Genomic DNA, 14,963 nt, shown 5'->3' on the forward strand with positions numbered 1-14,963 from the left:
AACAGGTAATATCACTGATAAACAGTTTAGCTTTTTTTAACCGTTGTCAGGGGCTAAATCAGTGATTTCTGTTACATAATTGTAAATTCGTGACGCGTAATATGCTGACATTGGTCATCTATTGACGCGTGACTTCAGTAAAACAGAGAAGGTCAAATGAAGCTGGCAGTTGTGCTTGTTTCCCCCGCCAGAGCCGAAAACGTCGGTGCGGCGGCCCGGGCAATGAAAACCATGGGTTTTAGCGATTTACGTATTGTCGACAGCGATGTACACACCCAGGAAGGCGCGCGCCGCGTTGCGCATGGTTCGGGTGATATCCTTGATAATGCTAAAACTTATCCGACGCTGGCCGATGCGCTGGCCGATGTTTCGTTTACGATTGCGACCACCGCACGCAGCAGAGCGAAGTTCCATTACTACGCGACGCCTGTGGAACTGGTTTCGCTTTTGGAAGAAAAAAGCACCTGGCTCAGTACGGCAGCGCTGGTTTTCGGGCGGGAAGATTCTGGTCTGACGAATGAAGAGCTGGCGTTGGCGGATATTTTAACCGGTGTTCCGATGGTGGCAGACTATCCTTCCCTTAATCTGGGGCAGGCGGTGATGGTTTTCTGCTATCAATTAGCATCATTAATGCAACATGCTCCTGAAGGAGTAACCCAGGTTGATGATAATCAACTGCGGGCACTGCGATTACGGGTACATGCATTGCTGGAAAAATTAGCGGTTGCGGACGATATCAAAATGGCGGACTGGCTGGATCAACGTCTGGGTCTGCTGGCGCAACGCGACACAGCAATGTTGCATCGATTGCTCCATGACATTGAAAAAAAATTGTCCGATTAAGCTGCTGTGATAAGTTTATTTTATGGTTAAAGTCACTGCACAAGAGCCCTGGGTTGGTCTGAATACGCGGTTTGGTTGTCCAGTTTTAGCGTAGTTGCCACTGTTCAAAAAGCGACCAAAATGAAAAATAAATTGACTTAAGCAGGCAGATACTTTAACCAATAGAGGGATACAGCACAGACAGATAATGATTACAGAGCACACAACATCCATGACACGCATCAGCACGATTATCACCATTACAACCATCACCATTACCACAGGTAACGGTGCGGGCTGACGCGTACAGGAAACACAGAAAAAAGCCCGCACCTGAACAGTGCGGGCTTTTTTTTCGACCAAAGATCAAGGGGTAAAACCATGCGAGTCTTGAAGTTCGGCGGTACATCAGTGGCAAATGCGGAACGGTTTCTGCGTGTTGCCGACATCCTGGAAAGCAATGCCAGGCAGGGGCAGGTAGCAACCGTACTCTCTGCCCCGGCGAAAATCACCAATCACCTGGTGGCGATGATCGAAAAAACGATCGGCGGCCAGGATGCTTTACCGAATATCAGCGACGCTGAACGTATTTTTGCTGAACTTCTGCAAGGACTGGCGGATGCGCAACCTGGTTTCCCCCTCGCACAGTTAAAAACCTTTGTTGAACAAGAGTTCGCGCAGATCAAACACGTTCTGCACGGTATTAGTTTGCTGGGACAGTGCCCGGACAGCATCAACGCCGCGCTTATCTGTCGCGGTGAGAAATTATCCATCGCCATCATGGCCGGTCTGCTCGAAGCGCGCGGACATAAAGTGAGCGTGATCGATCCGGTCGAGAAATTACTCGCTGTTGGCCACTACCTTGAATCGACCGTTGACATTGCTGAGTCCACTCGTCGTATCGCCGCCAGCCGTATTCCGCAGGATCATATGGTGCTGATGGCCGGTTTTACTGCCGGTAACGAGAAAGGCGAACTGGTCGTGTTGGGCCGTAATGGTTCTGATTACTCTGCCGCCGTGCTGGCGGCCTGCCTGCGTGCTGATTGTTGTGAGATCTGGACGGATGTTGACGGGGTTTATACTTGCGATCCGCGACAGGTGCCGGACGCCAGGTTACTGAAGTCGATGTCGTACCAGGAGGCCATGGAGCTCTCTTACTTCGGCGCTAAAGTTCTTCACCCCCGCACTATCACCCCTATCGCCCAGTTCCAAATCCCTTGCCTGATTAAAAACACCGGAAACCCGCAAGCGCCTGGCACGCTGATTGGCGCGACGTCGGATGAAGACGGTCTGCCGGTAAAAGGGATCTCCAACCTGAATAACATGGCGATGTTCAGTGTTTCCGGTCCGGGTATGAAAGGTATGGTCGGCATGGCTGCGCGCGTATTTGCAGCGATGTCGCGCTCAGGCATTTCGGTGGTGCTGATCACGCAGTCCTCTTCTGAGTACAGCATCAGTTTCTGCGTGCCGCAGTCGGATTGCGTTCGCGCACAGCGCGCCATGAACGATGAATTTTACCTGGAGCTGAAAGAAGGCCTGCTGGAGCCGCTGGCGGTAATGGAGCGTCTGGCGATCATCTCTGTGGTCGGCGACGGTATGCGTACATTACGCGGCATCTCTGCCAAATTCTTCGCGGCGCTGGCTCGCGCCAATATCAATATCGTCGCGATTGCGCAGGGCTCTTCCGAGCGTTCTATTTCTGTTGTGGTCAGCAACGATGATGCCACCACCGGCGTGCGCGTGACGCATCAAATGTTGTTTAACACCGATCAGGTGATTGAAGTGTTTGTCATCGGCGTCGGGGGCGTGGGTGGTGCGCTGCTGGAGCAGCTTAAACGCCAGCAGAACTGGCTGAAGAACAAGCATATCGACTTACGCGTCTGCGGCGTGGCGAACTCCAGGGCGTTACTGACTAACGTACACGGTCTGGATCTGGATAACTGGCGTGAAGAGCTGGCTGCCGCGAAAGAGCCTTTCAATCTGGGCCGCTTGATCCGCCTGGTGAAAGAGTATCATCTGCTTAACCCGGTCATTGTGGATTGTACCTCGCATCAGGCGGTGGCCGATCAGTATGCCGACTTCCTGCGTGAAGGTTTCCATGTGGTTACGCCGAACAAAAAGGCCAACACCTCGTCGATGGATTACTATCATCAGCTGCGCCGCGCAGCGGAGAAATCCCGTCGTAAATTCCTGTATGACACCAACGTCGGTGCGGGTCTGCCGGTGATTGAAAACCTGCAAAACCTGCTCAATGCCGGTGACGAATTACAGCATTTCTCCGGCATTCTCTCCGGTTCCCTGTCGTTTATCTTCGGCAAGCTGGATGAGGGAATGAGCCTGTCGGCAGCGACTAACATGGCGCGCGAGATGGGCTATACCGAACCGGATCCGCGTGACGATCTCTCCGGTCAGGACGTGGCGCGTAAGCTCTTGATTCTGGCGCGTGAAACGGGTCGTGAGCTGGAACTGTCGGATATTGTGATTGAACCGGTATTACCGGCCACGTTCGATGATTCAGGCGATGTGGAGAGTTTTATGGGGCGTCTGCCGCAGCTTGATGATGCGTTTGCGGCGCGCGTGGCAAAAGCCCGTGATGCAGGCAAAGTTCTGCGTTATGTTGGCATTATTGAGGAAGACGGTACCTGCCGGGTGAAGATTGCCGAAGTTGATGGTAACGATCCGCTGTTCAAAGTGAAAAATGGCGAGAATGCGCTGGCATTCTACAGCCACTACTATCAACCGCTTCCGCTGGTATTACGCGGTTACGGTGCGGGTAATGATGTGACGGCGGCGGGTGTGTTCGCCGATCTGCTCCGCACCCTGTCATGGAAGTTAGGAGTCTGAGATGGTAAAGGTTTATGCTCCGGCCTCCAGTGCCAATATGAGCGTGGGTTTTGATGTACTTGGTGCGGCGGTGACGCCGGTTGATGGCACCTTGTTGGGCGACACCGTTTCGGTGGACGCGGCGGACCATTTTAGTCTGCAAAATATCGGTCGCTTTGCCAGCAAATTGCCGAATGAGCCCCGGGAAAATATTGTTTATCAATGCTGGGAGTTGTTCTGCCGGGAGATAGGTAAGCAGGTTCCGGTGACGATGACGCTGGAAAAAAATATGCCGATCGGCTCCGGTCTGGGCTCCAGCGCGTGTTCAGTCGTTGCCGCACTGGTGGCAATGAACGAGTTTTGCGGGAAACCGCTCGGTGACACCCGGATGCTGGCGCTGATGGGCGAACTGGAAGGGCGCATTTCCGGCAGCGTGCATTACGATAACGTCGCGCCCTGTTTCCTCGGCGGTATGCAACTGATGATCGAGGAAAGCGGCATTATCAGTCAGCAAGTGCCAGGCTTTGATGAGTGGTTATGGGTGCTTGCCTATCCGGGCATCAAAGTCTCGACGGCAGAAGCCCGGGCAATTTTGCCGGCACAGTATCGTCGCCAGGACTGTATTGCGCACGGGCGTCATCTGGCAGGTTTTATTCACGCCTGCTACAGCCGTCAGCCTGGTCTGGCGGCAAAACTAATGAAAGATGTGATTGCCGAACCGTACCGCATGAAATTGCTGCCGGGGTTTGGCCAAGCGCGCCAGGCCGTGGCGGATATCGGCGCTGTGGCGTGCGGGATTTCCGGTTCCGGCCCAACATTATTTGCACTGTGTGACAAACCGGATACGGCCCAACGCGTGGCAGACTGGCTCGGTAAACACTATCTGCAAAATCAGGAAGGCTTCGTTCATATTTGCCGGCTGGATACGGCGGGCGCACGAGTAGTGGGATAACCAATGAAACTCTACAATTTAAAAGATCACAACGAGCAGGTCAGCTTTGCGCAGGCCGTCACCCAGGGGCTTGGCAAAAATCAGGGGCTGTTTTTCCCTCACGATTTACCGGAATTCAACCTGACGGAAATTGACGAGATGCTGGATCAGGATTTCGTCACCCGTAGCGCGAAAATCCTTGCTGCCTATATCGGTGATGAAATCCCTCAGGATGCGCTGGAAGCACGCGTCCGTGCGGCTTTTGCCTTCCCGGCGCCGGTGCGTTCGGTTGAAAGCGACGTGGGCTGCCTGGAACTGTTCCACGGGCCGACCCTGGCGTTTAAAGACTTTGGCGGGCGTTTTATGGCGCAGATGCTGAGCGCCATCAGCGGCGACAAACCGGTCACCATTTTGACCGCAACGTCGGGGGATACCGGAGCGGCAGTGGCGCATGCATTCTATGGCATGAAAAACGTCCGCGTTGTTATCCTCTATCCGCAGGGCAAAATCAGCCCACTGCAGGAGAAACTGTTCTGCACGCTGGGCGGCAATATCGAAACGGTTGCCATTGATGCGGACTTTGATGCCTGCCAGGCCCTGGTAAAACAGGCTTTTGACGATGAAGAGTTAAAAGCGGCGCTGGGGCTGAACTCAGCCAACTCGATCAACATTAGCCGTTTGCTGGCGCAGATTTGCTACTACTTTGAAGCGGTTGCACAGCTGCCTCAGGAAGCGCGCAACCAACTGGTGGTCTCAGTGCCTAGCGGTAACTTCGGTGATTTGACCGCCGGCCTGCTGGCAAAATCCCTCGGTCTGCCGATCAAGCGCTTTATTGCAGCGACCAATACCAACGACACGGTTCCACGCTTCCTGAAAGAGGGCGAGTGGAAGCCAAAAGCGACCCAGGCCACGTTGTCTAACGCGATGGATGTCAGCCAGCCCAATAACTGGCCGCGCGTCGAAGAGTTGTTCCGCCGTAAAATCTGGCGTCTGAATGAGCTGGGCTATGCCGCGGTGGATGATGAAACCACCAAAGCCACGATGCGTGAGCTGCAAGGCAAAGGCTATATTTCCGAGCCACATGCGGCTATCGCCTACCGTGCGCTGCGCGATCAACTGAATCCGGGAGAATATGGTCTGTTCCTGGGCACCGCGCACCCGGCGAAGTTTAAAGAGAGCGTAGAAGAGATCCTGGGTGAACCGTTAGCGCTGCCAAAAGAGCTGGCGGATCGTGCGGATCTGCCGCTGCTGTCCCATCAGTTGCCTGCGGATTTTGCGGCATTACGTCAGTTAATGATGCGTAACGCGTAATTTCTCTGTTTCCCCTGCCGGCCTGTTGGTGGGGGAAATGGGGAGAAATTATGCAGAAATCCGGCAGGGAAAAAGCAGAAATTCCCAATAAATGCGCAGGGTTAGAGAATAGGATTGCGCCAATAACAACTCAGGCAGGCGTTGCGTAATCTCCTCACGTCGGCCCACTACGGGCTGGATGATGCAAAGGAGTAACCTATGTTGAAACCTGTAATGTTAGCGCTTTCCATGATGTTGGTGGCTCCCCTGGCGGTTCAGGCCGCAGAAATCACCCTTGTGCCGGCAGTGAAACTGCAAATTGGCGACCGCGACAATAGCGGTCACTACTGGGACGGCGACCACTGGCGCGATCACGGCTGGTGGAAAAAACACTACGAATGGCGTGAAAACCGCTGGCAACCGCACGGTCACTTTGACGATCGTCGTGATGATCCCCGCGATCATCACGATGACCGCCGTGACGGACCGGATCAGGAGTGGCAGCGCCACCCATAACCTTTATCACCCTCTCCCGACCGGGAGGGGGTAACCTTTACTGTTCGTGACGCTTAAACACCATTTCGCCTGTGGCCGAGGCCTCTTCATCAAAGAAATAACCTTCGCTGTTGAACCCGGTTAACTGCTCGGGCTTCGTTAAACGATGCTCAATGATGTAACGGCTCATCAGGCCGCGCGCTTTCTTGGCATAGAAACTGATCACCTTGAATTTACCGTTCTTCTCATCAAGGAATACGGGCTTAATCAGCTGCGCATTCAGCTTCTGTGTTTTAACGGAACGGAAGTACTCGTCAGAAGCCAGATTCACCACGATGTCATCGCCTTGTGCCGCAACGGCTTCGTTGAGTTTATCGGTGATCACATTGCCCCAGAATGCGTACAGATCTTTGCCTTTGGCGTTCTCAAGACGGATGCCCATTTCCAGGCGATAAGGTTGCATGAGATCCAGCGGCCGCAGCACGCCATATAAGCCAGACAGCATCCGCAGATGCTGCTGCGCGAAGTCGAAATCCGCGTCGCTGAAGGTTTCAGCCTGAAGCCCGGTGTAGACATCGCCTTTAAAAGCCAGGATCGCCTGGCGAGCGTTATCCGGTGTGAAGTCGGGCTGCCAGTCATGAAAGCGGGTGGCGTTCAGGTCAGCCAGTTTATCGCTGATGCCCATCAACGCTTTGATTTGCGACGCAGAGAGTTTGCGCGCGATCTTAATCAGTTGCTGCGAATAATCCAGCAGCTCCGGCTGCGTATAACGCGTGGTCGCCAGCGGGCTTTGGTAGTCGAGTGTTTTAGCAGGTGAAATCAAAATCAGCATACTCAGTCCTTGCTGTGCGAGAAATTTCCGCTGACTTTAGCAAAAAAAAGAACAAACTTGATCGATAGTTGCGATTAGCGCTACGAACGGGGAATGTCATCCCAGGCGCCGGGCGCCAGTTGCCGGTTAATATCCGGGTAGCGTTTGGGATCAAACACCGGCATGACCCCCAGTTTGCGCTGACGCATATAGTCGCGAGCCAGCAGCCTCACCACCGGGGAGAGCAGCAGAATCGCGGTCAGATTGATCATCGCCATCAGCGCCATCACCACATCTGCAACGTGCCAGATCAGCGGCACACTGATCACCGATCCCAGTAACACCATCGCCATGACGCAGGTACGTAACAGCCAGATATTTCGTCGGCTGTTGCGCCGCAAGAAGACGAGATTATTTTCCGCGTAGATATAATTGGCGACAATGGAGGTCAGGGCAAACAGGATCACGATTAGCGCGACAAAACCGGCTCCCCAGCCACCGGTGAGCGATACCATGGCCTGTTGCATTAACTGAATACCGCCGTACGTGTCAGTGGCTGGGGTGACGCCTGCCAGTAATAGCACCAGTGCGCTGGCGGTGCACACCAGGAAGGTATCCGTTAATACGCCAATCATCTGTACTATGCCTTGCGCAGCAGGGTGCGGCGGCCATGATGCAGCGGCTGCGGCAGCATTGGGTGACGATCCCATACCCGCCTCATTAGCAAACATACTGCGCTGAAAACCACTGGTGACGGCCTGGCTCAGGGTGTATGCCATTGTGCCTGTTGCAGCCTCTTGCCAGCCAAAAGCGCTTTTAATGATGGTGGTAAAGACCCCTGGCAGCAGGTTGGCGTGCCAGAGACTGACGCCGAAGCCCATAATGATCCATGTAAATGCCATTACCGGCACCATCCATTGCGTTAACCGGGCTACGCCTCTCAGACCTTTAACGATAAACAGGAAAGAGAATGCGGCCAGCAACGGACCGGTAATAAATCCCGGCACCTGCCAGGCATAGTGTATGGCGCGTGCGACAGCGTTGGATTGGATGGTATTAAACACCAATCCATAGGTAAGCAGCAGAAAAAGAGAGAACAGCACGCCCATCCAGCGCATGCCCAACCCTCGTTCCATGTACCACGCTGGCCCGCCGCGTAGCTGGTGGTTGGCATCCCGCTCCTTGTAGAGCTGCGCCAGCGAGCATTCAGCAAAACTGGTTGCCATGCCGATGATGGCGGAAACCCACATCCAAAAAATCGCACCAGGGCCACCTGTGGTAAGGGCAAACGCGACGCCAGCAAGGTTGCCGCTGCCCAGCCGTGTCGCCAGACTGAGGCATAACGCCTGATACGAAGAGAGCGTACCGGGTTGCCGTAAGCGGCTGCTTTTCAGACTTAGGCCAAAGTCCGTGATAAAGCGCAAAGGAACAAACCGGGTGCGAAGCAAAAACCAGATACCCGCTGCAGCCAGCAGGTAAACCATTAAGGAGCCCCAGAGTATTTCACTGATAAATGAGAAAAATTCTGGCATTAACGTCCCTCTTGTTGATGCCGGTAGTCTGGCCCTGCAACCTGTCGCAGGCAATGAATCCACTGAGTTTACCATACAATAATCACAGCATTGTCTGCGGTTGCGCTGACAGTGCGTCGTGATATCATCGGGGCAGACCGGTTACATCCCCCTAACTAGTATACTCGTCATACTTCTCGTTCAGGTGCGCTGGCTGCGTTTGAGATTCCGGGTTTCCAGATGACGAACGCGCTGTTGGTCTTAACGTGATTTATTCAGGGTATCGTTTAAAGAGAAACATTATCATGACGGATAAATTGACCTCCCTGCGTCAGTACACAACAGTCGTGGCTGATACCGGAGACATCGCGGCAATGAAGCTTTACCAGCCGCAGGATGCAACAACCAACCCTTCTCTGATCCTTGGCGCTGCCCAAATCCCGGAATACCGCAAACTGATCGACGACGCGGTAGCATGGGCGCGTGGCCAGAGCAGCGATCGTGCGCAGCAGGTGGTTGACGCAACGGATAAGCTGGCGGTGAACATTGGTCTGGAAATCCTGAAACTGATCCCTGGTCGTATTTCTACTGAAGTTGACGCCCGTCTTTCCTATGACACCGACGCCTCTATCGCGAAAGCGAAACGTCTGATCAAAATGTACAACGATGCTGGCATCAGCAACGACCGCATTCTGATCAAACTGGCCTCCACCTGGCAGGGTATTCGCGCGGCTGAGCAACTGGAAAAAGAAGGCATCAACTGTAACCTGACGCTGCTGTTCTCCTTCGCCCAGGCGCGTGCCTGTGCCGAAGCGGGCGTGTTCCTGATTTCTCCGTTCGTTGGCCGTATTCTCGACTGGTACAAAGCCAATACCGATAAGAAAGAGTATGCGCCGGCGGAAGATCCGGGCGTGGTTTCCGTAACCGAAATTTACCAGTACTACAAACAGCACGGTTATGAAACCGTGGTGATGGGCGCAAGCTTCCGTAATACTGGTGAAATCATTGAGCTGGCTGGCTGTGACCGCCTGACCATTGCTCCGGCGCTGCTGAAAGAGCTGTCTGAAAGCGCGGGTGCGCTTGAGCGTAAACTGGCGTACACCGGCGACGTGAAAGCACGTCCGGAACGCATTACCGAAGCGGAATTCCTGTGGCAGCATAACCAGGATCCGATGGCGGTAGACAAACTGGCGGACGGTATCCGCAAGTTTGCCGTTGACCAGGAAAAACTGGAAAAAATGGTTGGCGACCTGCTGTAATCCTCAAGCGTGACCGGGTCCCGGTCACGCTTACTTTTCTCCGCTCTGTTTGACTCTCCCCTCAGCGTGTATCATTTCCGTATATCTCGGTTTTTTTGAACGGAATGAATATGGACACACTACGCATTGGTTTGGTTTCTGTTTCCGATCGCGCCTCCAGCGGCGTTTATCAGGACAAAGGTATCCCCGCTCTGGAAGCATGGCTGGCGAGCGCATTAACCACACCTTTTGAAATTGAAACCCGGCTGATCCCCGATGAGCAGAGCATCATCGAACAAACCCTGTGTGAACTGGTTGATGAAATGAGCTGTCATCTGGTGCTGACCACGGGGGGAACCGGGCCTGCGCGTCGTGATGTGACGCCGGATGCGACGCTGGCGATTGCCGATCGCGAAATGCCGGGATTCGGTGAACAGATGCGGCAGATCAGCCTTAATTTTGTGCCGACAGCGATTCTTTCCCGCCAGGTTGGGGTTATCCGTAAACAGGCGCTGATTCTCAATTTACCCGGTCAGCCAAAATCCATCAAAGAGACGCTGGAAGGCGTCAAAGCAGAAAACGGCGAAGTGAAGGTGCCCGGTATTTTTGCCAGTGTACCGTATTGTGTACAGCTGCTTGACGGGCCTTATGTGGAGACCGATGCGCAAGTCGTAGCATCTTTCCGTCCTAAAAGCGCAAGTCGTGAAACATTATCCTAAAAAACAGGCTTGTATGACATAAGCGATGCCAGTGCTGGAGTGTTGATTTATTTACGGTATAGTAATTTTTAATTTACATCATGCGTAATAATTAAATCAGCACCTCCTCTTTACAAATGGTTGGCTATGTCAAATTACACTCGCCCTCTGAACAGACAGGACTACAAAACTCTGACCCTTGCCGCACTTGGCGGCGCGCTGGAGTTTTACGACTTCATTATCTTCGTCTTCTTCGCCGCTGTGGTCGGCGAGCTCTTCTTTCCTGCTGATATACCGGAATGGCTACGCCAGGTACAAACCTTCGGTATTTTTGCCGCAGGTTACCTGGCGCGTCCGCTCGGTGGCATTGTGATGGCGCACTTTGGTGATTTGGTGGGGCGCAAGAAGATGTTCACTCTGAGCATTCTACTGATGGCGCTGCCGACGCTGGCGATTGGTTTACTGCCAACTTATGCCTCTGTGGGGATCATCGCGCCATTATTACTGCTGTTGATGCGCGTTTTGCAGGGCGCGGCCATTGGCGGTGAAGTGCCAGGCGCGTGGGTGTTTGTTGCCGAACATGTTCCGGCGCGGCGCATTGGCATTGCCTGTGGGACATTGACTGCGGGTTTGACGGTGGGGATCCTGCTGGGTTCGGTCGTGGCGACGCTGGTGAACACCAGCATGACGCCGCAGGGCATCCATGATGGTGGCTGGCGTATTCCTTTCCTGCTCGGTGGGGCGTTTGGCCTGGTGGCAATGTACCTGCGCCGCTGGTTGCAGGAGACGCCGATTTTCCTTGAGATGCAACAGCGCAAAGCGCTGGCGCAGGAACTACCGGTGAAATCCGTCGTGCTGAAGCATAGGAAAGCGGTAGTGATCAGCATGTTGTTGACCTGGCTGCTATCCGCCGGGATTGTGGTGGTGATCCTGATGTCGCCGGTGTGGCTGCAAAAACAGTACGGGCTTGCTCCGGCGCTGACCTTACAAGCGAACAGCATCGCTACCGTTATGCTGTGTTTCGGCTGCCTTGCCGCCGGACTGCTGGTGGATCGTGTGGGCGCCAGCCGCACCTTTATTGTCGGGAGCATTCTGCTCGCCTGCTCCAGCTGGTTTTTCTACCATCTGGTTGGCCCTCATCCTGAATATCTGTTTATGCTTTACGGGCTGGTAGGGCTGTGTGTCGGCGTGGTGGGCGCGGTGCCTTTCGTGATGGTGCGCGCTTTCCCGGCGGAGGTCCGTTTCACCGGCATTTCCTTCTCTTACAATGTTTCCTACGCCATTTTTGGCGGGCTGACGCCGATTGCGGTAACCATGTTGATGGGCGTCTCGCCAATGGCTCCTGCCTGGTATGTGCTGGCGCTCTCGCTGATGGGGCTGGCGCTGGGGATCTGGTTGCGACAGGATCTCTACCATGAAGACCGTATTGCAGAGCCTACAGTACAACAGTCATAAAAAAACGGAGCCGCAGGGCTCCGTTCTTATTCATACGATTGCATGACGAATCAGTGTTTTTCACCAATCGGCAATACGGTGCGGTCGAACTGTTCGTTGAGCACTTCGCCCATTGCCAGATAAATGGCGCTGGCGCCACATACCAGACCGATCCAGCCAGCCACGTGTACGATGCTTTCGTTATCAGCCAGGTGACCCACAGCCAGCAGAGCAAACAGTACGGTCAGGCTCAGGAACACGAACTGCAGCATGCGAGCGCCTTTCAGGGTGCCGAAGAACATAAACAGCGTGAACACACCCCAAATGCCCAGGTAAACGCCCAGGAAGTGGCCGTTCGCCGCATCCGCCAGCCCCATTTTCGGCAGCAGCAGGATAGCAACCAGCGTCAGCCAGAAAGAACCGTAAGAGGTAAACGCGGTTAAACCAAAGGTGTTGCCTTTTTTGAACTCAAGAAGGCCAGCGAAAATTTGTGCAATACCACCATAGAAAATGCCCATAGCCAGGATAATGCCATCCAGCGGGAACATGCCAATATTGTGCAGGTTAAGCAGAATAGTGGTCATGCCGAAGCCCATTAAGCCCAGCGGAGCCGGATTAGCCAACTTAGTGTTGCCCATAATTCCTCAAAATAAATCAATTTGAATGGTGAAATGAAAAGTCCCCGCATCACTATTGAGGAGGCGGGGCGCGGCATCATAATTAGCGCCAATCAGCCTGTCTATGATCTGAACAGGTGGAAATTAAAAAATTTTTTATCCTGCCCCCCTTGATGCGTGACGTTACGACCCCATCTTGTAGTCAACCGCAGTATGTGAGCCTGAAAAAAAACGATACTGGGCAGTTGAAACCGCACGTTTCGCCCTTATTACAGGTTCACAACCACATGTTGACCGAATTTTTAGTGGAGACGTTTAGATGGGTAAAATTATTGGTATCGACCTGGGTACTACCAACTCTTGTGTAGCGATTATGGATGGCACTCAGGCACGTGTGCTGGAGAACGCAGAGGGCGATCGCACCACGCCTTCTATCATTGCCTACACACAGGATGGCGAAACTCTGGTGGGTCAGCCGGCTAAACGTCAGGCAGTGACGAACCCGCAAAACACCCTGTTTGCGATCAAACGCCTGATTGGCCGTCGCTTCCAGGACGAAGAAGTTCAGCGTGATGAATCCATCATGCCGTACAAAATCATTGCGGCCGACAACGGCGACGCATGGATCGATGTAAAAGGCACCAAAATGGCGCCGCCGCAGATCTCTGCGGAAGTCCTGAAAAAAATGAAGAAAACCGCGGAAGATTACCTGGGTGAGCCGGTAACTGAAGCTGTTATCACCGTTCCGGCTTACTTTAACGATGCGCAGCGTCAGGCGACCAAAGACGCCGGTCGTATCGCAGGCCTGGAAGTCAAACGTATCATTAACGAACCGACCGCGGCGGCACTGGCTTACGGTCTGGATAAAGAAACCGGTAACCGTACCATTGCGGTATACGACCTGGGCGGCGGTACGTTCGATATCTCCATCATCGAAATCGATGAAGTTGACGGCGAAAAAACCTTCGAAGTTCTGGCAACCAACGGTGATACCCACCTGGGTGGTGAAGACTTCGACAGCCGTCTGATTAACTACCTGGTGGAAGAGTTCAAGAAAGATCAGGGTATCGATCTGCGTAACGATCCGCTGGCGATGCAGCGTCTGAAAGAAGCGGCTGAAAAAGCGAAAATCGAACTCTCTTCTGCACAGCAGACCGACGTGAACCTGCCGTACATCACTGCAGATGCGACCGGTCCGAAACACATGAACATCAAAGTGACCCGTGCGAAACTGGAAAGCCTGGTAGAAGACCTGGTTAACCGTTCTATCGAGCCGCTGAAAGTTGCACTGCAGGATGCTGGTCTGTCTGTTTCCGATGTTCAGGACGTGATCCTGGTCGGTGGTCAGACGCGTATGCCGATGGTGCAGAAAAAAGTTGCGGAGTTCTTCGGTAAAGAACCGCGTAAAGACGTGAACCCGGACGAAGCTGTTGCTATCGGTGCTGCGGTTCAGGGCGGTGTTCTGACAGGTGAAGTGAAAGACGTTCTGCTGCTGGACGTTACCCCGCTGTCGCTGGGTATCGAAACCATGGGCGGCGTAATGACTGCGCTGATCAACAAAAACACCACCATCCCGACCAAGCACAGCCAGGTGTTCTCTACTGCGGAAGACAACCAGTCTGCGGTAACCATCCATGTGCTGCAGGGTGAGCGTAAACGTGCGTCTGATAACAAATCGCTGGGTCAGTTCAACCTCGATGGCATCAACCCGTCTCCGCGCGGTATGCCGCAGATTGAAGTCACCTTCGATATCGACGCCGATGGTATTCTGCATGTCTCTGCAAAAGACAAGAATACCAACCGCGAACAGAAGATCACCATCAAAGCCTCTTCTGGTCTGAACGAAGAAGAGATCGCGAAAATGGTGCGTGAAGCAGAAGCTAACGCTGAGTCCGATCGTAAGTTCGAAGAGCTGGTGCAAACCCGTAACCAGGGTGACCATCTGCTGCACAGCACCCGTAAGCAGGTTGAAGAAGCGGGCGACAAACTGCCGGCAGAAGACAAGACTGCTATCGAGTCTGCACTGAGCGCGCTGGAAACGGCACTGAAAGGCGAAGACAAAGCCGATATCGAAGCGAAAATGCAGGCGCTGGCGCAGGTTTCCCAGAAACTGCTGGAAATCGCACAGCAGCAGCACGCACAGCAGCAGGCGGGCGCTGATGCTTCCGCGAACAACGCGAAAGACGACGATGTTGTTGACGCCGAGTTCGAAGAAGTAAAAGACAAAAAATAATCGCCCTTATGCAGGGTAGATAACCAGCACGGGCGTCGGAGTTCTCTCCACGCCCGTGCT

13 protein-coding genes and 1 other annotated feature are annotated in these 14,963 nt (G+C 53.7%); of the genes, 10 read left to right on the plus strand and 3 right to left on the minus strand.

The window, feature by feature from the left end; translation table 11 throughout:
- Nucleotides 1–156: 156 nt before the first annotated feature.
- The 6 genes from ACQ3G7_RS09390 to ACQ3G7_RS09415 all read left to right on the plus strand — a co-directional run bounded on the left by ACQ3G7_RS09390 (nucleotide 157) and on the right by ACQ3G7_RS09415 (nucleotide 6,382).
- Nucleotides 157–843 (plus strand): tRNA/rRNA methyltransferase, encoded by a 687-nt coding sequence (locus ACQ3G7_RS09390; protein WP_430889631.1) that lies wholly within the window; start codon nucleotides 157–159, stop codon nucleotides 841–843.
- A gap of 211 nt (nucleotides 844–1,054) precedes the next feature.
- Nucleotides 1,055–1,123 carry a thr operon leader peptide gene (thrL, locus tag ACQ3G7_RS09395; protein ID WP_134319007.1) on the plus strand — a complete coding sequence of 23 codons (69 nt, stop codon included), beginning with the start codon at nucleotides 1,055–1,057 and terminating at the stop codon, nucleotides 1,121–1,123.
- Nucleotides 1,062–1,179: a sequence feature (Thr leader region), on the plus strand. Its footprint overlaps the gene before it by 62 nt.
- Before the next feature lie 24 nt (nucleotides 1,180–1,203).
- A complete protein-coding gene (thrA, locus tag ACQ3G7_RS09400; protein WP_430889632.1) occupies nucleotides 1,204–3,666 on the plus strand; it encodes a bifunctional aspartate kinase/homoserine dehydrogenase I in 2,463 nt (820 codons plus the stop codon).
- 1 nt (nucleotide 3,667) lies between these two features.
- Nucleotides 3,668–4,597: a homoserine kinase gene (gene thrB / locus ACQ3G7_RS09405; protein WP_430889633.1), complete on the plus strand. Its 930-nt coding sequence runs from the start codon at nucleotides 3,668–3,670 to the stop codon at nucleotides 4,595–4,597.
- A gap of 3 nt (nucleotides 4,598–4,600) precedes the next feature.
- The gene (thrC, locus tag ACQ3G7_RS09410) at nucleotides 4,601–5,887 is read left to right on the plus strand and encodes a threonine synthase (protein ID WP_430889634.1); all 1,287 of its coding nucleotides are present in this window, start codon (nucleotides 4,601–4,603) and stop codon (nucleotides 5,885–5,887) included.
- 198 nt (nucleotides 5,888–6,085) lie between these two features.
- Nucleotides 6,086–6,382, plus strand: a complete 297-nt coding sequence (locus ACQ3G7_RS09415) for a DUF2502 domain-containing protein (protein ID WP_263098114.1) — start codon at nucleotides 6,086–6,088, stop codon at nucleotides 6,380–6,382.
- 37 nt (nucleotides 6,383–6,419) lie between these two features.
- Here the strand turns inward: ACQ3G7_RS09415 and yaaA are convergent, their stop codons facing one another.
- Both yaaA and ACQ3G7_RS09425 read right to left on the minus strand, forming a co-directional pair.
- Nucleotides 6,420–7,193: a peroxide stress protein YaaA gene (gene yaaA, locus ACQ3G7_RS09420; RefSeq protein ID WP_430889635.1), complete on the minus strand. Its 774-nt coding sequence runs from the start codon at nucleotides 7,191–7,193 to the stop codon at nucleotides 6,420–6,422.
- An 80-nt stretch (nucleotides 7,194–7,273) separates the two neighbouring features.
- A complete protein-coding gene (locus tag ACQ3G7_RS09425) occupies nucleotides 7,274–8,704 on the minus strand; it encodes an alanine/glycine:cation symporter family protein (RefSeq protein ID WP_430889636.1) in 1,431 nt (476 codons plus the stop codon).
- Between the two features lie 284 nt (nucleotides 8,705–8,988).
- Here ACQ3G7_RS09425 and tal point away from each other — a divergent pair, with 284 nt between their 5' ends.
- The 3 genes from tal (at nucleotide 8,989) to ACQ3G7_RS09440 (ending at nucleotide 12,074) form a co-directional block, all read left to right on the plus strand.
- Complete coding sequence (gene tal, locus ACQ3G7_RS09430) at nucleotides 8,989–9,942, plus strand: transaldolase (protein WP_430889637.1); 954 nt, start codon at nucleotides 8,989–8,991, stop codon at nucleotides 9,940–9,942.
- Between the two features lie 110 nt (nucleotides 9,943–10,052).
- Complete coding sequence (gene mog / locus ACQ3G7_RS09435) at nucleotides 10,053–10,640, plus strand: molybdopterin adenylyltransferase (protein ID WP_430889638.1); 588 nt, start codon at nucleotides 10,053–10,055, stop codon at nucleotides 10,638–10,640.
- A gap of 126 nt (nucleotides 10,641–10,766) precedes the next feature.
- The gene (locus ACQ3G7_RS09440) at nucleotides 10,767–12,074 is read left to right on the plus strand and encodes an MFS transporter (protein WP_430889639.1); all 1,308 of its coding nucleotides are present in this window, start codon (nucleotides 10,767–10,769) and stop codon (nucleotides 12,072–12,074) included.
- A 50-nt stretch (nucleotides 12,075–12,124) separates the two neighbouring features.
- Here ACQ3G7_RS09440 and satP read toward each other — a convergent pair whose 3' ends face one another.
- Nucleotides 12,125–12,691: an acetate uptake transporter gene (satP, locus tag ACQ3G7_RS09445; protein ID WP_088237366.1), complete on the minus strand. Its 567-nt coding sequence runs from the start codon at nucleotides 12,689–12,691 to the stop codon at nucleotides 12,125–12,127.
- Between the two features lie 298 nt (nucleotides 12,692–12,989).
- Here satP and dnaK point away from each other — a divergent pair, with 298 nt between their 5' ends.
- Complete coding sequence (dnaK, locus tag ACQ3G7_RS09450; protein WP_263098106.1) at nucleotides 12,990–14,903, plus strand: molecular chaperone DnaK; 1,914 nt, start codon at nucleotides 12,990–12,992, stop codon at nucleotides 14,901–14,903.
- Nucleotides 14,904–14,963 lie beyond the last annotated feature (60 nt).

Origin of the sequence: Kosakonia sp. N21, from assembly GCF_050587465.1 — a bacterium.
In the GTDB taxonomy this organism is placed as follows: domain Bacteria; phylum Pseudomonadota; class Gammaproteobacteria; order Enterobacterales; family Enterobacteriaceae.

Coding starts and splice junctions, on each gene's coding strand:
- ACQ3G7_RS09390 (WP_430889631.1), top strand. CDS start 157: ATGAAGCTGGCAGTTGTGCTTGTTTCCCCCGCCAGAGCCGAAAACGTC.
- thrA (WP_430889632.1), top strand. CDS start 1,204: ATGCGAGTCTTGAAGTTCGGCGGTACATCAGTGGCAAATGCGGAACGG.
- thrB (WP_430889633.1), top strand. CDS start 3,668: ATGGTAAAGGTTTATGCTCCGGCCTCCAGTGCCAATATGAGCGTGGGT.
- thrC (WP_430889634.1), top strand. CDS start 4,601: ATGAAACTCTACAATTTAAAAGATCACAACGAGCAGGTCAGCTTTGCG.
- ACQ3G7_RS09415 (WP_263098114.1), top strand. CDS start 6,086: ATGTTGAAACCTGTAATGTTAGCGCTTTCCATGATGTTGGTGGCTCCC.
- yaaA (WP_430889635.1), bottom strand. CDS start 7,193: ATGCTGATTTTGATTTCACCTGCTAAAACACTCGACTACCAAAGCCCG.
- ACQ3G7_RS09425 (WP_430889636.1), bottom strand. CDS start 8,704: ATGCCAGAATTTTTCTCATTTATCAGTGAAATACTCTGGGGCTCCTTA.
- tal (WP_430889637.1), top strand. CDS start 8,989: ATGACGGATAAATTGACCTCCCTGCGTCAGTACACAACAGTCGTGGCT.
- mog (WP_430889638.1), top strand. CDS start 10,053: ATGGACACACTACGCATTGGTTTGGTTTCTGTTTCCGATCGCGCCTCC.
- ACQ3G7_RS09440 (WP_430889639.1), top strand. CDS start 10,767: ATGTCAAATTACACTCGCCCTCTGAACAGACAGGACTACAAAACTCTG.
- satP (WP_088237366.1), bottom strand. CDS start 12,691: ATGGGCAACACTAAGTTGGCTAATCCGGCTCCGCTGGGCTTAATGGGC.
- dnaK (WP_263098106.1), top strand. CDS start 12,990: ATGGGTAAAATTATTGGTATCGACCTGGGTACTACCAACTCTTGTGTA.